General features: G+C 63.6%; 23 protein-coding genes. 14 read left to right on the top strand and 9 right to left on the bottom strand.

The features are described 5' to 3' along the window. The 5 genes from ACVOLZ_RS03730 to ACVOLZ_RS03710 form a co-directional block, all read right to left on the bottom strand. Window positions 1–1,260: a class I SAM-dependent methyltransferase gene (locus ACVOLZ_RS03730; RefSeq protein ID WP_481515092.1), complete on the bottom strand. Its 1,260-nt coding sequence runs from the start codon at window positions 1,258–1,260 to the stop codon at window positions 1–3. Beyond that, on the bottom strand, window positions 1,257–2,024 hold the full coding sequence (locus ACVOLZ_RS03725) for a DUF1365 domain-containing protein (protein WP_481515091.1): 768 nt from the start codon (window positions 2,022–2,024) through the stop codon (window positions 1,257–1,259). The genes ACVOLZ_RS03730 and ACVOLZ_RS03725 overlap by 4 nt, the downstream gene beginning before the upstream one ends. Continuing rightward, window positions 2,021–3,298 carry an NAD(P)/FAD-dependent oxidoreductase gene (locus ACVOLZ_RS03720; RefSeq protein WP_481515090.1) on the bottom strand — a complete coding sequence of 426 codons (1,278 nt, stop codon included), beginning with the start codon at window positions 3,296–3,298 and terminating at the stop codon, window positions 2,021–2,023. The genes ACVOLZ_RS03725 and ACVOLZ_RS03720 overlap by 4 nt, the downstream gene beginning before the upstream one ends. A 1-nt stretch (window position 3,299) precedes the next feature. Further along, window positions 3,300–4,256: an acyl-CoA desaturase gene (locus tag ACVOLZ_RS03715; RefSeq protein ID WP_481515089.1), complete on the bottom strand. Its 957-nt coding sequence runs from the start codon at window positions 4,254–4,256 to the stop codon at window positions 3,300–3,302. Between the two features lie 83 nt (window positions 4,257–4,339). Continuing rightward, on the bottom strand, window positions 4,340–5,107 hold the full coding sequence (locus ACVOLZ_RS03710) for a hypothetical protein (RefSeq protein ID WP_481515088.1): 768 nt from the start codon (window positions 5,105–5,107) through the stop codon (window positions 4,340–4,342). 132 nt (window positions 5,108–5,239) lie between these two features. Between ACVOLZ_RS03710 and ACVOLZ_RS03705 the strand changes: the two genes are divergently transcribed. Genes ACVOLZ_RS03705 through ACVOLZ_RS03695 form a run of 3 tightly spaced genes read left to right on the top strand, consistent with a single transcriptional unit; the run spans window position 5,240 to window position 7,238 of the window. Then, the gene (locus ACVOLZ_RS03705) at window positions 5,240–5,863 is read left to right on the top strand and encodes a sigma-70 family RNA polymerase sigma factor (protein ID WP_481515087.1); all 624 of its coding nucleotides are present in this window, start codon (window positions 5,240–5,242) and stop codon (window positions 5,861–5,863) included. Continuing rightward, entirely contained in the window at window positions 5,860–6,534 is a 675-nt protein-coding gene (locus ACVOLZ_RS03700) for a ChrR family anti-sigma-E factor (RefSeq protein ID WP_481515086.1), read from the top strand. Before ACVOLZ_RS03705 ends, ACVOLZ_RS03700 begins: the two co-directional genes overlap by 4 nt. Before the next feature lie 20 nt (window positions 6,535–6,554). After that, entirely contained in the window at window positions 6,555–7,238 is a 684-nt protein-coding gene (locus ACVOLZ_RS03695) for a Rossmann-fold NAD(P)-binding domain-containing protein (RefSeq protein WP_481515085.1), read from the top strand. A gap of 28 nt (window positions 7,239–7,266) precedes the next feature. Here ACVOLZ_RS03695 and ACVOLZ_RS03690 read toward each other — a convergent pair whose 3' ends face one another. Further along, window positions 7,267–7,752, bottom strand: a complete 486-nt coding sequence (locus ACVOLZ_RS03690) for a TspO/MBR family protein (RefSeq protein ID WP_481515084.1) — start codon at window positions 7,750–7,752, stop codon at window positions 7,267–7,269. 356 nt (window positions 7,753–8,108) lie between these two features. Here ACVOLZ_RS03690 and ACVOLZ_RS03685 point away from each other — a divergent pair, with 356 nt between their 5' ends. Beyond that, window positions 8,109–9,380 carry a glutamate carboxypeptidase gene (locus tag ACVOLZ_RS03685; RefSeq protein ID WP_481515083.1) on the top strand — a complete coding sequence of 424 codons (1,272 nt, stop codon included), beginning with the start codon at window positions 8,109–8,111 and terminating at the stop codon, window positions 9,378–9,380. Between the two features lie 159 nt (window positions 9,381–9,539). Here the strand turns inward: ACVOLZ_RS03685 and ACVOLZ_RS03680 are convergent, their stop codons facing one another. Further along, window positions 9,540–9,971, bottom strand: coding sequence for a CBS domain-containing protein (locus ACVOLZ_RS03680; protein ID WP_481515082.1), 432 nt, complete (start codon window positions 9,969–9,971; stop codon window positions 9,540–9,542). 592 nt (window positions 9,972–10,563) lie between these two features. Then, window positions 10,564–11,409: a universal stress protein gene (locus tag ACVOLZ_RS03675; RefSeq protein WP_481515081.1), complete on the bottom strand. Its 846-nt coding sequence runs from the start codon at window positions 11,407–11,409 to the stop codon at window positions 10,564–10,566. A gap of 151 nt (window positions 11,410–11,560) precedes the next feature. On the opposite strand from ACVOLZ_RS03675, the gene ACVOLZ_RS03670 reads away from it, so the two are divergent. Both ACVOLZ_RS03670 and ACVOLZ_RS03665 read left to right on the top strand, forming a co-directional pair. After that, the gene (locus tag ACVOLZ_RS03670; protein ID WP_481515080.1) at window positions 11,561–12,187 is read left to right on the top strand and encodes a TetR/AcrR family transcriptional regulator; all 627 of its coding nucleotides are present in this window, start codon (window positions 11,561–11,563) and stop codon (window positions 12,185–12,187) included. A 191-nt stretch (window positions 12,188–12,378) separates the two neighbouring features. After that, window positions 12,379–12,705 (top strand): hypothetical protein, encoded by a 327-nt coding sequence (locus ACVOLZ_RS03665; protein ID WP_481515079.1) that lies wholly within the window; start codon window positions 12,379–12,381, stop codon window positions 12,703–12,705. A 28-nt stretch (window positions 12,706–12,733) separates the two neighbouring features. Here ACVOLZ_RS03665 and ACVOLZ_RS03660 read toward each other — a convergent pair whose 3' ends face one another. Next, window positions 12,734–13,138 (bottom strand): ribonucleotide reductase subunit alpha, encoded by a 405-nt coding sequence (locus ACVOLZ_RS03660; protein ID WP_481515078.1) that lies wholly within the window; start codon window positions 13,136–13,138, stop codon window positions 12,734–12,736. 195 nt (window positions 13,139–13,333) lie between these two features. Here ACVOLZ_RS03660 and moaA point away from each other — a divergent pair, with 195 nt between their 5' ends. The 8 genes from moaA (at window position 13,334) to ACVOLZ_RS03620 (ending at window position 19,819) form a co-directional block, all read left to right on the top strand. Next, window positions 13,334–14,314: a GTP 3',8-cyclase MoaA gene (moaA, locus tag ACVOLZ_RS03655; protein ID WP_481515077.1), complete on the top strand. Its 981-nt coding sequence runs from the start codon at window positions 13,334–13,336 to the stop codon at window positions 14,312–14,314. 8 nt (window positions 14,315–14,322) lie between these two features. Further along, on the top strand, window positions 14,323–15,321 hold the full coding sequence (gene moaCB / locus ACVOLZ_RS03650) for a bifunctional molybdenum cofactor biosynthesis protein MoaC/MoaB (RefSeq protein WP_481515076.1): 999 nt from the start codon (window positions 14,323–14,325) through the stop codon (window positions 15,319–15,321). Then, entirely contained in the window at window positions 15,318–16,580 is a 1,263-nt protein-coding gene (locus ACVOLZ_RS03645; protein ID WP_481515075.1) for a molybdopterin molybdotransferase MoeA, read from the top strand. The genes moaCB and ACVOLZ_RS03645 overlap by 4 nt, the downstream gene beginning before the upstream one ends. After that, window positions 16,577–16,837, top strand: a complete 261-nt coding sequence (locus ACVOLZ_RS03640) for a MoaD/ThiS family protein (RefSeq protein ID WP_481515074.1) — start codon at window positions 16,577–16,579, stop codon at window positions 16,835–16,837. The genes ACVOLZ_RS03645 and ACVOLZ_RS03640 overlap by 4 nt, the downstream gene beginning before the upstream one ends. 1 nt (window position 16,838) lies before the next feature. Next, window positions 16,839–17,339, top strand: coding sequence for a molybdenum cofactor biosynthesis protein MoaE (locus ACVOLZ_RS03635; RefSeq protein ID WP_481515073.1), 501 nt, complete (start codon window positions 16,839–16,841; stop codon window positions 17,337–17,339). Continuing rightward, window positions 17,317–17,883, top strand: coding sequence for a molybdenum cofactor guanylyltransferase (gene mobA, locus ACVOLZ_RS03630; protein WP_481515072.1), 567 nt, complete (start codon window positions 17,317–17,319; stop codon window positions 17,881–17,883). The genes ACVOLZ_RS03635 and mobA overlap by 23 nt, the downstream gene beginning before the upstream one ends. Next, window positions 17,880–18,251 carry a DUF7009 family protein gene (locus ACVOLZ_RS03625; RefSeq protein ID WP_481515071.1) on the top strand — a complete coding sequence of 124 codons (372 nt, stop codon included), beginning with the start codon at window positions 17,880–17,882 and terminating at the stop codon, window positions 18,249–18,251. Before mobA ends, ACVOLZ_RS03625 begins: the two co-directional genes overlap by 4 nt. 149 nt (window positions 18,252–18,400) lie before the next feature. Beyond that, window positions 18,401–19,819 carry a NarK family nitrate/nitrite MFS transporter gene (locus ACVOLZ_RS03620; RefSeq protein WP_481515070.1) on the top strand — a complete coding sequence of 473 codons (1,419 nt, stop codon included), beginning with the start codon at window positions 18,401–18,403 and terminating at the stop codon, window positions 19,817–19,819. The last annotated feature ends 27 nt before the right edge of the window (window positions 19,820–19,846 follow it).

Raw genomic sequence — 19,846 nt, 5'->3', positions numbered from 1 at the left:
TCAGCTGATCTGCCCGGCGTTGGCTGCGGGCTGATAGCCGGGCCGGGCCAGCAGCAGGTGCGATACGCCGATCGAGCGTTCCAGGAAGCCACCCTCGCAGTAGGCGAGATAGAACTCCCAGAGCCGGCAGAAACGCACGTCGAAGCCCTGTGCGTGCACTGCAGGCAGCTGTGCCATGAAGCGCTGGCGCCAGGCACGCAGGGTCAATGCATAGGAGTAGCCGAAGTCGTGCTGGGCCACCAGTTGCAGATCGCTGGCCCGCGTCTTCGCGGTCAGGATGGCGTTGATCGAGGGAATGAAGCTGCCGGGGAATACGAAGCGCTTGATGTAATCCACACTGCGCCGGGCCTGCTCGTAGCGATGGTCCTCAATGGTGATCGCCTGCAGCAGGGCAACGCCATCGGGCTTGAGCAGCCGCTGCAGCGTGGCCATGTAGGTGTCCAGGTACTCGGCACCTATGGCCTCGATCATCTCGATCGAGACCAGCTTGTCGTACTGGCCTTCAAGATCACGGTAGTCCTGCATCAGCAGGGTGATCCGATCCTGCAGCCCGGCCTCACTCACGCGCTGCGCAGCCAGTGCGTGCTGCTCCGCCGAGATGGTGGTTGTAGTGACATGGCAGCCGTAGTGGCGCGCCGCGTGCACGGCGAAGCCACCCCAGCCGGTGCCGATTTCGATCACCCGGTCGTCCGGCTGCAACTGCAGTTGCTGGCAGATGCGGTCAAGCTTGCGCTGCGAAGCTTGCTCCAGCGATGTGTTTTCGTCTGCAAACAGGGCGGACGAATACATCAGGTCCGGCGACAGGAACAGCGAGAAGAAATCGTTGCCGAGGTCATAGTGCGCGGCGATGTTACGGCGACTGCCTTCGCGGCTGTTGCGGCGCAGCCGGCTCCAGCCACGCAGCAGCCAGCCGCCGATACGTGCAGGGCCGCGCTCCATGCCATCCAGCAGGTCACGATTGCGTACCAATATGCGCACCAGTGTTACCAAGTCATCGCAACGCCAATCGCCATTGATATAGCTTTCGCCGGCGCCCACGCTGCCTTGTGCGGCCACTTTGCGGTAGAACGCGGGGTCGTCGATGGTCACCGTGGTCTGCAGCTGCGCTGAAGCGTCGCCCAGCACCACCTCGCCGAGCGCATCGCGCACGCGCAGGCAACCATCGCGCAGTGGTGTGAGTTCGGCCAGCAGCCGGCGCCGCAGCAGCGCATCCAGCGCACCGGGTTGCGGAAGGGCTACCGAGGAAGTCATCTGGTTCATCGCGTTTTCTCGGCGAGGGAAGGGTGGTCGTGGACCGGGTTGCGCTTCAGCCACAGTCGCAATGCCTGCCAGTGGATGGCGGCGACAACCTGCAGCGTCATCAGCGGGTAGCAGGCCAGCACCCGTGCCAAGCCGGTGCCATCGAGCGGGTGACGCTGCATGGACTGGGTGGCGTCGAATTGACGCAGGCCTTCACGCCAGACCTGCATATGAATCTGCAGGTCTTCGCCAGGCGCGGTGAGGCGCCAGTCGTAGCTGCAATCCATCGCCATGAACGGCGAAACGTGGAAACACTTGTCGAACTGCCAGCGCAACGCACGGCCGTTGTTCTGCGCGGTTGCAGCGGGCAGCACATAGGCGTGGCGTTCTTTCCATGGGGTGTTGGTGATCTCCGCCACGATGCACTCCAGGGTGACGCCATCGGCCTGGTAGCAGTAGTAAAAGCTGACTGGATTGAATACGTGGCCAGCAACGCGCAGATGGGTAAGCAATCGCACCGGTCCGGCCGGCCGGTGACCGAGCACGGGCGCCGCATGGTCGCGCACGGCGTCGGCAAGTGGTTGCGCCGGGTTGCCGAAATAGTCGCTACGGCGGAATTCGGCAAGGTTGCGGCGGTTCACCGACCATAGCCAGCGCCCGGCAAAGACCTGATCCAGCTCGTCCAGGTCCAGCAGCAGCTGGGCGATGGGGTATCGGAAAGCATGCGGGTGCGGCAGGTGCCTGCGGTGTACCACATGGCCGATATAGATGGCGCTGGCACTCATGTTGCCAGCTCCGCTTGTCGGCGGCGGGAAGCTGTCGGCCTGCGTTCACTAAGTGCATCAACCACGCGGCGGGCACTGCGAATGCCATCCTCATGGAAGCCCCAGCCCCAGTAGGCACCAACGAACCAGGTGCGGCGCCGGCCCTGTACTTCGGCCCAGCGCTGCTGCGCGGCAATTGCAGCGTGGTTGTGTACCGGGTGTGCGTACTGCATACGGCGCAGCACCTTGGCCGGATCGATCTGTGCGCTGTTGTTGAGTGTGACCACCAGCGGCGTGTCGCCAGGCAGGCCCTGCAGCAGGTTCATGCAGTAGCTGACCGTGCATGGCGCGTTCGGATCCTGCGGAACATGCGCATTCCATGCTGCCCACGCCTTGCGGTTGCGTGGCAGCAGTGATGCATCGGTATGCAGTACCACTTCATTGCGCTGGTAGTCGATGGCATCCAGTACATCGTGTTCGAGTGGACTCGCATCGCCGAGCAGCTTCAGCGCTTGGTCGCTGTGGCAGGCCATGATCACTTCATCAAAGCTCTCGACGCCCGCGGTGCTGTGAACCCGCACTTCCCATGGGGTCCGCTCGACCGCCAATACCGGACACGAGAGCCGCTCACGTACCTGCCAGCGCGCCCGCAGGGCGTCGACGTAGCGTGCCGAACCGCCTTTCACAACCCGCCACGGTGCGCGCCCGCTCATCTGCAGCATCTGGTGGTTGGCCATGAACTGGACCAGGTAGCGCGCCGGGAAGTCGCGCACGGTGGCGGTAGGTGAAGACCATAGGGCCGATGCCATCGGCAGCAGGTGTTCCTCGATGAACGCTTCGCCGTAGCGCTGGCTGTGCAGGTACTCACCAAGCGTGGGGCCGGCGCCGCCATCCAGCAGTGCCGGTGCCTCTCGGTAGAAGCGACGCAGGTCGCGCAGCATGCCCCAGAAGCGCGGCGACAGCAGGTTGCGGCGCTGGCAGAACAGAGCATCGAGCGATGTCGCGTTGTATTCCACACCGCTGCGCTCGCTGCGCATCGAAAAGCTCATCGTGGTCGGCTGCGAGGCCACCCCCAGCTCGTCGAACAGCGCGCTCAGCAGTGGGTAGTGCTGCTGGTTGAAGACGATGAAGCCGGTATCCACCGCCATCCGCACCCCGTCCACCTGCAGATCATGGGTGTGGGTATGGCCACCAAAGTAGTTGTTTGCCTCGAACAAGGTGACGTCATGTTCGCCATCCAGCCACCAGGCGCTGGCCAGCCCGGCGATGCCCGAGCCGATGATCGCGATGCGCATGTCAGTTCCTCGTCTTGGCCAGCACCCAGGCCGGGATCGGCTTGAGCTCCCTCACCAGGCCGAGCATCGCCATCATCCGCAGGCCATACCAGGTCAGGTCGATCTCCCACCAGCGGAAACCCTGTCGCACCGTGCCGGGGAAGAAATGGTGGTTGTTGTGCCAGCCCTCGCCAAAAGTGATCAGCGCCAGCCAGAGATTGTTGCGGCTGTCGTCACGGGTGTCGAAGCGACGGCGGCCAAAGCGGTGCGCCAGTGAGTTGATGGTCACGGTGGCGTGGAACAGCACCACCGTGGAGATGAAAAATCCCCACACCAGCAATTGCATGCCGGAGGTCTGCAGACCGGGCGCCCAGCGTTCAAGCGCCGCGCCCAGTGCGTACAGGGCAACGGCAAGCAGCAGTGGCACCACGGTGTCGAAGCGGTCCAACCAACGCAGTTCCGCAAAGCGGGCCAGATCCGGCACGCGCTGCATGTCGGTGGCGAAGGCTTCACGGGTCAGGAACCAGCCGACGTGGCTGCGCCAGAAGCCTTTCTGCTGCGGGGAATGCGGGTCCAGCGGCTGGTCGGCATGGCGGTGATGATGCCGATGGTGTGCGGCCCACCACAGCGGCCCGCGCTGCACGCTGGCGGCGCCTATAAGGGCGAACACGAACTGCACCGCGCGCGAGGCCTGGAAGGTGCGATGGGAAAAATAGCGGTGATAGAAGGCGGTGATCGCGAACATCCGTACGGCGTACAGGGCCAGCGCGATGCCAACCGCCGTCCACGACACGCCTACCCAGATCACTCCCAGGCAGCCAATGTGCAGTAGCGCGAAGGGCAGGGCGCGCATCCAATCGATGCGATCGCCCGGCTGCGCGTGGCCGGTTGGCTCATCGCCAGCGGTGGTGTCGAACCAGCGCTGGAGCGTGCGCAGCAGGGCCATGCGTCGGCGGGTGAGGGGCGCTGCGGATGCCATGGAGCGTATCTCGAGAGATTTCCTACCTTCCTCTACGCAGCGCGGCAGTGATTGGATGCAGCGTAATGAAGATTCCATCGCGCTCAGCCTGGCGCGGCGGAACAACGCGGCACCAGTGCCTGCTGCAGCTCCGCCTGCCACTGGGCAAGCGGTCGTTCCACTGCCTTCTGCGCGAAGCGCACCGTCACCACCGGGTAGTCACCGCGGGCATCGCGCAGGTTGCTGGTACCGTGGAATTCCAACAGGCGCCGATCAGCATCGGCATAGACCAGCGCCAGACGCGGCGCGACCATTCCGTACCACGCATCCAGCTGCACCTGGATGGACTGGGCATCCATCCCCTGCCAGCGGACGGCGCCGACACGCTGCACCTGCACCGGGTAGTAACGTTGCCGGCTGGGTACCAGGAACTGCAGGCTGAGCCGCTCGCCCTGCATCAACTGCTGCCAATGCATGCGCACGGCAGCGTCGAATCCGGCATCGATCACCGCATCGGACGGAAGCGGGAGCTGCCGCGCGTGGTTTTTCGCCGCCGCATCCTCTTTCCAGTTCAGTTGCACGACGCCTCCCGCCGCTGCCACCGTGGCCGCCTGGCCGCTACGACGGTCCTCCCAGCGGTAGCTGGGTGCGTGAGCGGAACCGTTGACCTGCATGTGTTTGCGCGCAAACGGCTGGCCGCCCGGGCATAGATACTGCACCCAGCGCTCGGCGGCATCGCCGCTACCGCGCTGCCAATGGACCTCGCGATAGGCCAGGGCTCCATCCCGGGTTGTGGCAATGCCTTCGCTGCGCAGCAGGGGGACGGCCGACGCGGTGAAGGGCAGGAACAACAGCAGGCAGGCCGTGCGCATGGGGGCGTCCCGGAATGAGGTCATCTTGCCTACGGCCGGGGCCAGCCACTGGATGCAGACAGGGCGGTGCATCCAAACGCCACCAACACGCGTAGGAAGAACAACGCATTCACTGCAACGCTGCCCACGCAGATGTACTCTGACCCTCGCAAAGTCCCTTCCCCCTTCGACACCGCCCGGATCGTGTCCAGTTCACAGCAGCTGAGCAAAGAGCCAATGAACTGGGCCGGTGACATGGACGGTGTAGCGCGGCTGCGCGACCGCGACTGCTTCATGCGTATCTACGACCACTTCATGCCGCGTCTATGCGTGTACCTGCGGGGTTTGGGCGCCCCGGAGGCGGTGGCCGAGGAACTGGCGCAGGAGTGCCTGCTGCGTTTGTGGCTGCGCGCTGGGGAATTCGATCCGGCACAGGGCGCGTTGAGTACCTGGCTGTATCGCATCGCCCGCAATCTGCACATCGACCGTGTGCGTCATGAGCGCAGCTGGACGCTGGTGCAGGCGGCGGTCGAGAACGCCGCCGCTGCTGATGTCCTTGACCGCAGCAGCGCCGAGCAGTTCGCTGACCATGCGAAGCTGCGCCAGCGCATCAATGAATTGTCAGCGGTGCAGGCGCGGCTGGTGCGCATGTCCTACTTCGAAGCAAAGAGCCACGGCGAGATCGCGCAGGCGTTGGGAATGCCCTTGGGAACGGTCAAATCGCACCTGCGGCGGGCCTTCCTGCTGCTGCAGTCCAAGGTCGGAGGTGGATCATGAATCCGCGCCACCACCTGCACGAATCCACCTTGATGAGTTATGCCGCCGGCGGGCTGCAGGCGCCGCTGAGCATTGTTGCGGGGGCCCACCTGGAGCAGTGTCCGCACTGCCGGCAGCGCCTGCGCGATGCCGAAGCGGTTGGCTCGGCGTTGCTGGAACAGACCCAGCCGGTGCTCGACGATACGCGACGCGAAACACTGCGCGCTGCCATGCTCGCGCAGCTCATGGATGCGGGCGCGGCAGCGATGCCGATGCCGGAGCGGCCGTCGCCACTGGAACGTCCGCAGGCCGACCCGGAGTATCTCCCAGCGTCGCTGCATCCTTATTTCGGCGACTCGCTGGCCAGCCTGCGCTGGCGCTGGATGGCGCCGGGCGTGCAGTGCATCCGTGCGCAGCAGATGCCGTCGCTGATCATGCTGAAGATAGCGCCGGGCAAATGCCTGCCCATGCACAGCCATGGCCGTAGCGAGCTCACCCAGATCCTGCGTGGCTCTTACAACGATGCGCTGGGCTTGTTCGCGCCCGGCGATGTGGCGGACCTGGATGCCGACGTGGAACACCAGCCGGTGACCGCACCCGGGGTGCCGTGCATATGTGTCTCGGCGCTGGATGCGCCGTTGGTATTCAGCGGCTGGATGGCACGCAAGATCCAGCGTTTCGTCAAACTCTAGTTCGCACGGAGATGCCGACGATGAACGATGCCGGGCGCCTGAAGATCGTGTTGACCGGTGCCAGCGGTCTGGTTGGCCAAGGTGTCGCGCTTGCCTGTGCCGGCTCCGCGCACGTGAAACGCACGGTGGCGTTGGTGCGTCGCGCTGGCGGCTTGCTGACCGCGACGGAGGAGTTGGTGCTGGAGGATTTCCGCCAGGCCCATCGCAGGCAGGCGGACCTGCTTGGCTTCGACGCCTGCTTCTACTGCGCGGGTGCGCCGCCGTTGGGCACTGCGGAAGACGAGTACCGGCAGGTAACGCTGGACACCACGCTGGCGGTTGCACAGACGTGGTTTGCCGCGAATCCGCAGGGCATGTTTCTGTATGTATCTGGCGCGCACGCCGATCCGGAGAGCCACATCATGCCCCTGCGCATCAAAGGCGAAACCGAGCGGGCGCTGGCCAAGTTGCCCGGGCGAACGGTGATGCTGCGCCCCGGCGGTGTGCGCCCGGTAGCTGGAACCGGCACCCGGCATGGAATGTTGAAGCCGCTCTATATGTTTGGTGGGCCACTGATGCAGTTGGCCGCCGCGGCGTTGCCGTCGGTGTTTACCAGCAACCTGATTCTGGGCCGCGCGATGATCGCCTTGGCGCAGATGCGCGATCCACCTGCGGTGGTGGAGTGTTCTCAGATCAACCAGCTTGGGACCACCGACCCGGCGTGAGCCTGCAAACGCATCGGCCCTCTACTGTTTACAGCAGTCCTGGATTTGCCTGCCAGACCGCGTAGTTGAGCACGCTGGCGAAGCTCACCCAGGCCAGATAAGGCAGCAGCAGGCACGCTGCCAGCCGGTGGATGCGCCAGAACGAAATCAACGTGGCGATGATCAACAGCAACAGCAGCAGAATGTCGGCGAACGCGAGCGCGCCTTGTTTCCAGCCGAAGAACAGCCAGCTCCACAAGGTATTGATGCCAAGCTGTGTCAGATACAGGAGCAAGGCAGGTGCCGCCGCCCGCCAGCCGCGCTCACGCCAGACAAGAAAAGCCGCCAGCGCCATCAAGGCGTAGAGCAACGTCCACACCGGTCCAAACAGGCCGGCCGGAGGTGCCCATGCGGGCAGTGCGAGGGTGGCATAGAAGCTTGCGGCGGAGACTGATGCGCGTGCGCCCAGCGCAGCGGCAAGGAAGGTGACCAGGACCCACCCGGAAAGCCCGACTATCTTTCTTTGCATCTGCATGACGGCAGGTGTGCTCTTGTGGCGTTGTCAGACACATACGGGGCAGCACAGGTTTTGGATGCAGGCGATGGCTTGGAAGTTCCGGGGGCTACAACCTTGTTGGCCTGATGCGGCGCTGAGCGGGTCGCTGGGGCGCATGCCGCTGCTGAATCCAGCTGTGAGCTGGTGCAACCTTTGGGTGTCAGGCTGCTGCTAGGCTACTGCGAACAGCAAGGTTTGGTTGCTGCCAGCTGTCGGTGGTTGTCTGCCGAGCTCCAAGCTTGCGGCTCCGCCTTATCGACACGTTGGCGAGCACGATTGGATTACCGATTGCGGCGAGGCCCAACTCGCTGCGCCCGTGACTACAGGAGTGACACATGAGCATTGCACGCGCGGCGATTTTCAACGGATTGTTGCTTGCAGGGGTTCTGGGTGCGGAAGCGCAGGCGCAATCCGCACAGGTGGATGCGCAGCTGCGTGCCGCGGCCACGGCGCAACAGCCGGCCGTTATCGAAACGCTACGCGAGCTGGTGACGGTGGAGTCAGGCTCTACCGATCATGAGGGCGTCGGCAAACTGATGACCTATCTCGACAAGCGGCTGCGGGCGTTGGATGCGAAGGTTGAGCGGGTCGCTTCGGCCACCGGAGGCCCGGATCTGGTCCGTGGCACCTTCACCGGCAACGGCAAGTTGAAAGTGATGTTGATCGCCCATGCCGATACCGTCTACGACCGCGGGATTCTTGAAAAGGAGCCGTTCCAGCAGAAGGGCAACCTGTTGTATGGGCCCGGTATTGCCGACGACAAGGGCGGGATCGCGGTGATCCTGCATTCGCTGGCGCTGCTCAAGGCGCGTGGTTGGAATGATTACGCGACGGTCACTGTGTTGTTCAACCCGGACGAAGAGATTGGCTCCCCAGGCTCGGGTGAAACCATCGCCAAACTGGCGGATGAGCATGATGTTGTGCTGTCCTTCGAGCCGTCCCCGGCCAAGGCCGTGATCGAAAACGAGGGCGTGCTGCTCAGTGCCGCCGGCACCTCGCAGGTGCGGATGACGGTGCAGGGCCTGTCGGCGCACGCCGGTGCCGCGCCGGAGCAGGGCCGCAACGCATTGGTCGAGCTGGCCCATCAGATAATCCAGACCAAGGATGTGGCCGCAAGCGTGCCCGGCGCACAGCTCAACTGGACCACCGCTACCGCTGGCACTGCACGCAACCAGATTCCCGAACGTGCCGAAGCCGGCGGCGACGCGCGGGTGATGCAGGCCGATAGCAATGCCAATCTGCTGGCGGCCTTGCAAGCCAAGGTCAAGGAGAGTCACGTGGTGCCGGATACCACCACCACGGTGACGATCGAGCCGCTACGTCCCATCTACGTGGCGGGTGATCGCGGCCGTGCGCTGGCGGATCTGGCCCAGCAGATATATGCCGAACTCGATGGACGCAAACTGATGATGCATCCCACCACCAACGGCGGCACCGATGCCGGCTTTGCGGGTCGCTCCGGTCATGCAGCAGTGCTGGAAGGCCTTGGGCTCGCCGGCTGGGGTTACCACGCCCGCGATGAGTACATCGAGATCGATTCCATCCCGCCGCGCCTGTACCTGGCATCACGGATGCTGATCGAACTTGCCAAGCGCAGCCCGCGCTGAGTTGCTGCTGTAGCAAGTGGCCTCATCCGGAGGCCACAAGCCAGCATGTCTGAAGCGCGCGCATCCGCTGCCCTGCGGCTGTTGCGGACACCACGTGAGTGGCTGAGCTGACGCCTGTGCTTGTGTGATGCACAGGCTCAGCTTGAGCGTGTGTGCAGCTCAGTGTGCGGCAGTGTAGATGTCCTGCAGCACGGCTTTCTCAAGCTCAAGTTCGCTGAGCAGGTTTTTGACGATATCGCCGAGGCTGAGGATGCCGACCAGTTTGGAACCCTCGGTCACCATCAGGTGGCGGTGACGCGAATACGTCATCAGCGCCATGGCCTGCTTGAGGCTGGCTTCCGGTGCGATGCCTTCCAGGTCAGTCGAAGGCAGGCTGGAGATGACCCTGCGGCCCGCTTGCGGGCCGTCATCGGCCACGCTGCGCACGATATCCTTTTCGGAAATGATGCTTACCGGTGCGTCGTCTTTCATCACCACCAGCGCGGCAATCTTGTTCGCGCTCATCTTGTGCGCGGCGGCGCCGATGGTGTCTTCCACATCGATGGTGACTACGGTTTGTTTCTTGGACTGCAGGAGTTCGCGGACGTTCATTGATGTTTCCTGGTGCAGGTTACTCAAACGGAATAGTTCGCCGGGCTACCTGTGTGGTGATAGCCGTTGTGCCGCGATGTCCTCGGCGCTTCGATTCTACGAGTCGTTCAGTGCTGATGTATTTGCGTAGATGAGACGGTTTGTCGCGGATTTACGGGTGATTCATTCCGTTTCGGTTTAGGCGGAACGGTTACGTATGACACTGTGCCAGCGTGGCTGTCCTGTGCTCGGACCGATACATTCTTGTGCGGTGATTCGTTGATCTTTTCAGTGCCGGTCTGGTTGTGCCGAGGAAACGAGTCATAGCGGAATGGGCATGCAGGTGCGGCTGACGTGCTGCTCTAGCAGGCCGTGTCTGCGCCACTTCACATCCATCTGCGAAAAGCCGGGAGGCGGGGCTCTACCGCCTCCCGGCGCGGACGTCATCGCGACATTCGCGCAGTCCAATGGACTGCAGGACTCCGCGGTCGGGGGAGAGACCGGGAGGTATCTCTGCTGAAGGAGAGTCAGCAGGAGATTCGTTTGGCCTGACGCACATGCTTGATCGTGTGCGCCAGGCTGTTGATTGATGCAGAAGACGTGATCGTTGCAGCTACTGGGAAACGAACAGCGGAACTGGAACCTCGGCCAGCAGGGTCCGGGTCACGCCGCCAAACAGCGCTTCACTCAACTTTGGCCGGCTGTAGGCGCCAAACACCACCATGTCGCAGTGCGCGGCTTTTGCGTGCGCGACGATCACCTCCGCCACCGGAAGACCTGCCGAGGTAACCGTCTGCAGGTCGACCTTGACGTGGTGGCGGGAGAGATAGGCAGCCATGTCCGCGCCGGGTTCATCGCCGTGCAACTCGGCCTTGCGCTCCGCGTCGATGATCAACAGCGTGACTTCTTCTGCATTGATGAGCATCGGCATCGCATCGGCGATGGCGCGGCGCGATTGTCTGCTGCCATTCCACGCGACCAGCACCTTCTTCCCGATCGGCTTGTCGTCCCAGTCACGCGGCACGATCAGGATCGGGATGCCGGATTGCTGCAGGATCTGCGGCGCCGACCAGGTCAGAGGCGAGGCCGGAATGTTCGGGTGACTCACCACCAGCAGATCGCAGTACAGCGCGTGCAAGGAGGACTCGCTGCTGGACTCGGCATGCGATATCACCCGCAACTCGCCGCTCACCTCATGACGGCTCAAGGCATCGTTCAAGCTTTGCCCCAGCTGAAGTGCACGCGCTGCCATCACCGACTGGTGACGGACGATCACCTCATGCAGCGCTTCGCCTTTCGCAAAACCTGCCTGCAGTGATGCTGGCTGCTGGGCCAGGGCGGTGATGCCGATCAGATGCGAGCCATGGCCGCCGGCCAGCCGGGTTGCCGTATCCAGGATCTGTTGGCCGGATTCGCTGGCGTCGAACAGCACCGCGATGTCTTTCAGCAAGGTGGTCATGGGCATGCTCCGTTGTGCTCGGCTCGGCGGCGGGGTGGCCATCCAGGCGTCCAACCAGAATTAGAATGATCGTTCTAGTTAGAATGATCGTACTACACAACGTGGCGGCGGTCATGCGCCAATCCGATCAGGACATCTTCAGGTTCATTTCATGAATGCGAGTAGCAGCGCTCCGGTTGGTCAGGAAAAAGGCGAGGCACGCCGCCAGCAGGTGCTGGACGCGGCTAGTGCCTGCTTCCGACGCAATGGCTTCCATGGCACCAGCATCGCCAAGATCTCGAAAGCAGCCGGGATGAGCCCGGGCCACATCTACCATTACTTCGAGAACAAGGAATCCATCGTCGAGGCCATCGCCAAGCGTGAGGAACAGAGCCTCTCCGAGCTTGCCCGCAAGCTGCAGGAAGACGAGAGCGGTGGAAGCCTGGCAACCCGGGTGGCCAGGCAGGTCGTCGATTCGGTGGAGCGTTGCCTGGACCCTGCCCATCTGCAGCTGCAGCTGCAGCTGGAGCTGGCGGCCGAAGCCGCGCGCAATCCGGCCATCCAGCGCATCCTTCGGCAATCCGACAAGGTGGTGACCGGCGAGTTCATGGCACTGTCCAACCGGGTCGGCCTGCCGGATGGGATGGACGCAGCCGAGGTGGAGCTGCGGATGAACATGATCTCGGCGATCTTCAACGGCGTGATGGTGCGCAGCGCGGTGGGCGCCGACGTCGACCGCAGGCAGGTAAGCCGCCTGGCCGAGAAGCTGGTGCGTTGCCTGCTTGAAGATGCTGATTGATCAGCTTCGCTGAAGCTCCGGTGCGGAGGCGCCTGGCTTGGCAAACCCGGTTGTTTGGTTTGTACAAGCGGCCAGACCAGCCATCAGGCAATAGTCGTAGCGTTCACTATGTCGATTGCCAGCGGATTTGACCCGCCCGCCTCGCAAGCGCAAGCTCGGGTACAGTGCTGCGTAACTCAGGAGTCCCGATCATGACTGCTGTAAGTTCGATGAGTGCCCCGGGCGACAAGCTGCCGCCCTCACGTTTGTGGCGTGTGTTCTGGCTGCAGGGGGTGATTCCCAGCAACCTGTTGTGGGCTGCGGCGCTATGGGCGCTGATGCAAGGCAGGACCAGCTTGCTGCTTGGCCTGTTTGCAGTGCTGCTGCTCTACACCGGCTGGATCATTCCCACGGTGTGGCGGGCCGCGCCCAGTGCGCATACCCCCGGCTATGGCGTGGCCGCACGCGGCCTGACCGTGGCATGGGGCGTGAATACCGTGTTGGTGATCTTCTTCCTGTTGCTGCAGTTGGCGACCTAGTGAAACTGGGCGCTGCTTGAGCTGCGGGCTAGTAGAACTGCACCGGCGCGCCGTCGCGGTCAAACGCGGCGAAGCGGCTGATCTGGCCGTCGTTGACCGCATTGACCATCAAACGCAGTGGCTGCGCGGCTTCATCACTGGAGGGAGCAATGCCGGCGCGGCCGTCCAGCGAGGCGACGAAGACCAGATCCCAGGCCAGACCGGTGCTGGCAGATTCGGCGGCCAGTGCAGCGAACGAAGCGATCTCCTGCGGGGCCTTGTCCACGCACAGCACCGGGCTCAGGGTGCCACCTTCACCGCTGTCATGGCGGGCATGTTGATCGGCGGTCGGGGATTCAGGCAGGTCGGCTTTGACGAACACGAACAACAGGCGTTGTGGCTCGGTCTGCTCCGAAGCAGCACGCAGTAGATCGTCGAAATCACTCAGCATCATGATTTTTTTCACAAGGAGGAAGCCATTGAGAAGCCATGCTGCCACAGCTGACCAGGGTCTGGCTGGGGTCTGAATTGATTTAAGTCATGCCATCGTCGCAATGCCCCGCGTAGGCTGACAACCTGTCAACAAAGGCGAGGGCATCCCGGCATGCCGGGCGAGCGTGCAAACGTGGAGTCAGAAGGTGAAACAGCCATGAGCCAACTCACCGACGGCTTCGGTCGCAGCTTTCCATACCTGCGTCTGTCGCTGACCGAGGCCTGCAACTTCCGTTGCAGCTATTGCCTGCCCGACGGTTACCAGGCCGATGGTCGGCCGCAGTTCATGGCGGTGGATGAGATCGAGCGGCTGGTGCGCGGGTTTGCCGCACTCGGCATGCACAAGATCCGCTTGACCGGCGGCGAGCCCAGCCTGCGCAAGGACCTGCCGCAGATCATCGCCACCGTGGCGCAGGTGCCTGGCATCCGCAAAGTGGCCATCACTACCAATGGCTGCCTGCTGCCGCGGCATCTGCCCGGCTGGCACCGCGCCGGGCTCACTGCGCTCAACGTAAGCATGGACAGCCTGCAGCGTGAGCGCTTCCACGCCATCACCGGCCACGATCGGCTGCCCGAGATAATGGAAGGCATGGCTCTGGCGCAGGAGCTGGGCCTGCAGTCGATCAAACTCAACGCGGTGCTGCTGCGCGGCCTCAACGATGACGAGCTGCCGGCGTGGATGGAATTCCTGCGCGAGCGCCCAATCAGCGTGCGCTTCATCGAGCTGATGCGCACCGGTGACAACCGCGAGTACTACGAGCGCCATCATCTGCGCGCCGACGTGGTTATCGAACAACTGTTGGCTGCCGGTTGGAGTGAGCGCAAGCGCGCTGCCGATGCCGGCCCGGCACGTGAGTTCAGCCACCCTGATCATCGCGGCAGTATTGGCATCATCGCCCCGTATTCAAAGGATTTCTGCAAAGGCTGCAATCGCCTTCGAGTTACTGCGCGCGGCGATCTGCGCCTGTGTCTGTTCGGCGACTTCGGCGTGGCGCTGCGGCCGCTGCTGCAGTCCGACGATGACCAGGACGCGCTGCTGGCGCGCATCACCACCCAGCTTGGGCTCAAGGCGGCCGGGCATGGATTGCATTTCGGCCAGACCGGGCTCACCCCGCATCTGGCCTCGATTGGAGGATGAAACAAGCAATGAGTGGGCAGATAAGTGCGGCATTCCATATGGCCGATGTACGCGACAAACGCATCACCCGGCGCCGCGCGGTGGCGGTTGGCGAACTGATCGCCGGGCCGGTTGCCTACCCATTGATCGTCGAGCGGCGCCTGCCCAAGGGCGATGCGCTTGTGATGGCCGAAATCGCCGGCCTGCAGGGCGCAAAGATGGCCTCGGCATTGATGCCGATGTGCCATCCGCTGCCGCTGGAGCTGGTGCGCGTGTACTGCGCGCCGGTGCCGGAGCGGCAGGCGATCCGGGTATGGTGCGAGTGCGCCAGCGAAGCACGTACCGGGGTGGAGATGGAGGCGCTGGCTGGCGTCAATGCGGCCTTGCTGACCTTGTACGACCTGAGCAAGCCGGTCGAGCCTGCACTCGAAATCAGTGCCATCCGCCTGCTGTTCAAGGAGGGCGGCAAGAGCGGCGTGTGGACACACCCGCAAGGCATGGATGCAGGCGAACTCGAACGTTTCCGGCCGCGCCCGCCCAAGACTTTGGGAGCCGCGCGCTGTGCGGTGATCACCCTCAGTGACCGCGCAAGTCGCGGCGACTACGTCGACGAATCCGGGCCGGTGCTGGTCAAGGGTCTGCAGGCCTTGGGCGGTGAGGTGGTCAGCAGTGAGGTACTGGCCGACGGCATTGAGCCTTTGGTCGCGCGGCTGCGTGCGCTGGCTGCCGATGGCGTACGTCTGTGCCTGTGCACTGGCGGTACCGGACTGGGCCCGCGTGATCTGACGCCCGAGGCCTTGCAGACATTGGGTGGACGCCCGGTGCCCGGACTGGCACAGATGCTGCGCGGGCTCAGTGCCCAGCACACACCGATGGCCTGGCTGAGCCGCGCTGAAGTCGTGCAACTGGACGATCTGCTGGTCATCGCCCTGCCAGGCAGTCCACGTGCCGCCGCGCAGTGCATGAATATCCTCACCCCCGTGCTCGGCCATGCGCTGGCGATGATGGACGGGGGCGCACACGCATGATCAGTTATGCGCAGGCCCTGCAGCAGTTGCTGGTAGCCGCACCGGCGGCGCGCAGTGAACAGGTTTCCATCGATGCGGCCGCCGAACGGATACTGGCCGCACCGGTAAACAGCGCGCAGGACCTGCCGCCGTTCGACAACGCTGCGATGGACGGCTTCGCGCTGTGCGCGAACGGGCAACCGGTGGCAGCGGGCAGCGTGCTGCGGGTGCAGGGTTGGCAGGCTGCAGGCGACACCGCTGCTGCAGACGGAGATTCCGCGCAGGCCTGGGAAATCATGACCGGCGCGCGCATGCCGTCGGGTCTGGATAGCGTCGTGCCGATTGAGCAGGTTGAGGTGCTGGAGGCCGTGGATGGCCGTCCCATCCGCGTGCGCCTGCAGGCACTGGTGAAGCCCGGTCAGCACGTTCGGCTTCGCGGCCAGGATGTGGAGCAGGGCGAAACCGTGCTGGCTGCGGGGGCGACGCTGGACGTCAACGCGATGACCTTGCTGCATGCCCTGGGCGTAGCCACGGTGCAGGTACAGCAACAGCCAAAGCTTGCGGTGATCAGTACCGGCAAGGAACTGATCAGTGATGCGAGCGCGGAACTGCAGTCCGGGCAGATTCGCGACAGCAATCGTCCGTTTCTGGTCAGCCGCCTGCGCGCTGCAGGCGCCGAGGTGGTCTGGAACGGTGTGGTCAGCGATGACGTCGCCGCTTTTGATGCCGCACTTGATGCGGCCTTGGCTGCCGGCGCGCGTGTGGTACTGAGCACCGGCGCAGTGTCGCAGGGCCGCTACGATTTCATTCCCGATGCGCTGCGCGCACGCGGTGCCGAGGTCATCTTCCACAAGGTCGCGATCCGACCTGGCAAGCCGCTGCTGTTCGCGCGCCTTGCCGATGGCACGTTGTACTTCGGCCTGCCGGGTAACCCGATTTCTGCCGCGGTTGGCCTGCGTTTCTTTGTCGAACCGGTGCTGCGAAAGATACTGGGCTTGGCCGAGGAGAAGGTTCTGCAGTTGCCGCTGCAGGCCGACGTGCGCAAGCCGCCGGGCTTACGCTTCCATGCGCGCGCGCGCGTGCAGGCGGATGCAAGTGGGCAGCTGAGAGTGAGTGTGCTGGCCGGGCAGGAATCATTCCGCCTCAAGACCATGCTGCGCGCCAATGCGTGGGTGGTGCTGGAGGGCGACGATGATCTGGCCACGGCCGGCAGTCTGGTACGTGTACAGGGCTGGGGCCACCGCGAGCCGGTGCAGCTCAGCCCGCAGGAGATGTCATGAAAGAGATAGTGGTGCAGCTGTTTGGCGCGTACTCGGAGCTTGACCCTAAGCGCGAAATCAGCGTGCCGGTCGAAGGCGGGCAGGTCATCGACCTGCGCAGGGCGTTGCGCGCGCTGCTGCAACAGCGTTTCCCGCAGTTCCGGGCTGGCCTGGTCGATTACTCGGCCTTTGCCGATGAACAACGCGTATTGCGCGATAACGATTCGCTGCCCGGCGATGGCCGCGTTGCCATCCTGCCGCCAGTGAGTGGAGGCTGAAATGAGCTTCGAAAGTGTATGGAAAGTGGTGGACCGCGCCGATGCGGCGATTGATCCGGGTGAAGGCATCGCAGCCGTGTCCGATCCAGGCTTTGGTGGCATCGATGTCTTCATCGGCAAGGTGCGTGACCTGAACCAGGGCAGGCCGGTGCTCGGCATCACCTATGACTTGTTCGAGCCGCTGGTCTTGAACGAGTTCCAGCGACAGATTGCCGAGATCAGCGCTGACTTCGGCCCGCGCATCAAGCTGTACGTGGCGCATGCCAAAGGTCGCCTGGCGGTAGGTGATGTCGCCGTGGTCGTTGCCGCTGGCAGTCCGCACCGTGACGAGGCCTTCCGTGCCTGCCGGCAGTTGATCGAGGGCGTGAAGCATCGTTCGCCGATCTGGAAGCAGGAGCATTACCAGGATGGTGATAGCGAGTGGAGCGAGGGCTGCAGCCTGTGCCAACCCGACACCGAGCACGCGCATATCGACGGGCATGTCCACGACCACTCGCATTGAGCCGGCACCGGTTGCCGGCATCGTGCTGGCCGGCGGGCTGTCCAGCCGCATGGGCCAGGACAAGGCGCTGCTGCGTTGGCGCGGGCGCACGCTGCTCGAACACAGCTGTGCGTTGCTCAGCGCGCTTGGTGCCCATCCAGTAAAGGTGAGCGGCGACTATCCCGGCTTCGATTCGGTGCCGGATTCGGTGCCGCGCTGCGGCCCGCTGGGCGGCTTGCACAGCGTGGTGGAAACCCTGGATGACGGACCGGCGTGGGTAGTGCCGGTCGATATGCCCCTGCTGGACGTGACACTGCTGCGACAGTTGCGTGATGCCGCTGCGCCTTGTGTGACCTATTCAGGAGAGCCGGTACCGATGTACTTGAACATCGACGGCGCATGCCGCAGTCTGCTGTATGAAATGGTCACGGGTACAGACGGGCCACGCTCGCTACGCATGTTCCAACGCCGCCTCGGCGGCCTGGAACTGCCGCTGCCAGCCGGTGCCGACGCCCGCCTTGTGAACTGCAATACCCCCCGCCAATGGGAGGAAGTTGCGTCATGAAAGTCCAGATCCAGTCGCAGTCGCTACGGCTGCGCATTGATGAAAGCGAGCTGGCACGCCTGCTCGCTGGCGAGGTGCTGGAGAACCAGACCTGGCTTGGCACGCCCGGAGCCCTGTCGCAGCGCTTGCAGCTGCACGACATGGCGGAGGTGCTGCTGGATGGCGATGCAACCACGTTGATGATCAAGCTGCCGCGCGAAGACGTGCTGGCGCTGCAGGCACGTTTACCGTGCCGTGACGGCTTGAGCTTCACCCTGCAAACGCAGGCGCAACCATTGCAGCTTCAGTTCGATGTGGATGTACGTGACAGCGTGCGTCAACGCGGCGTGCAGCGCCGCAATCCGGCCGACGCCGTAAGCATCAGTTGATATTTGTCAGGTAGTCGGCGCGAGAGCGCCATTGGATTGATCAAGATCAAGACTGCCCCAGGGGGCGCCGGGCCTAATGACGCCGTGGCGACTGGGCAAGCAACAGCACAGCAAGCCAGCGCCGTATCAAAACAGCCTTGGAGCGATGCATGAGTGCCAGTCGCGATGTAGCAAAGCAGAGCAGTTCCGGTCCCGGTCGCGTCATCAACGATTGGAGGCCGGAGGATCCTGATTACTGGGAACGCACCGGCAAGAAGGTCGCCACCCGCAATCTGGTCATATCGATACCGTCACTGCTGCTGGCGTTCTCGGTATGGGTGCTGTTCTCGGCAGTGACCATCAGCCTGCCCAAGATCGGCTTCGCCTTCACCACTGACCAGCTGTTCTGGCTGGTGGCCTTGCCCAGCCTGTCCGGCGCGACCCTGCGCATCTTCTATTCCTTCGTGATCCCGATCTTTGGTGGCCGTCGCTGGACCGCGTTGTCGACCGCATCGCTGCTGCTTCCAACCTTGTGGCTGGGCTTTGCGGTGCAGAACCCGGCTACGCCGTATTGGGTGTTCGTGCTGATTGCCATCCTCTGTGGCTTCGGTGGCGCCAACTTCTCCTCGTCGATGTCCAACATCTCCTTCTTCTATCCCAAGCAACGCCAGGGCATGGCGCTGGGTTTGAATGCGGGTCTGGGCAACGTAGGTGTTTCGGTGTCGCAGGCCGTCGTTCCGCTGGTGATCAGCGTCGGCGTGTTTGGCGCCATGGGCGGAGCGCCGCAAGCGGTGGTGGATGGCGGTTCGCCGCTGTTCGTGCAGAACGCAGGCTTCATCTGGGTGCCGTTCATTGCGTTCTTCGCGATTGCCGCCTGGTTCGGCATGAATGACCTGACCAGCGCCCGCTCCTCGTTCTCCGAGCAGGCGGTGATTTTCCGCCGCAAGCACAACTGGCTGATGTGCTGGTTGTATATCGGCACCTTCGGTTCCTACATCGGCTTCTCTGCCGGCTTCCCGATGCTGGTCAAGAGCCAGTTCCCGGACGTGAATCCTCTGGCCTATGCCTTCATCGGCCCGTTGCTCGGCGCACTGATGCGCTCGGTGGGCGGCAGCATGGCTGACCGTTGGGGCGGCGCACGCCTGACCTTCTGGGTATTTGCGCTGATGATCGCGGCGGTATTCGGTGTGCTGCACTTCCTGCCCAGCAATGGCCAGGGCGGCAACTTCTACGGCTTCCTGCTCTCGTTCATGGCCTTGTTCGTGCTCAGCGGCATCGGCAACGGCACCACCTTCCGGATGATCCCAGTGATCTTCCGCACCCTGCACGATCGCCTGTCGGCCAATGAAGGTGCCGAAGGCAAGAAGGCCGCTGCCCATCAGGCCAGCATCGAATCCGCCGCCGTTGTCGGCTTCTCCGGCGCCATCGGTGCCTATGGCGGCTTCTTCATCCCCAAGAGCTACGGCTCCTCCATCACCTTGACCGGCAGCCCGGACATGGCGCTGTACGGCTTCATTGCGTTCTACATCACCTGCCTGGTCGTGACCTGGTGGTGGTACTACCGGCGCGGGGCTGAAACCCCCTGCTAAGTAACACACGCACCGCAGCCAGATTCC

This window comes from Stenotrophomonas sp. STEN020 (assembly GCF_056760195.1).
This window is presented reverse-complemented; position numbering and strand designations above follow the sequence as displayed.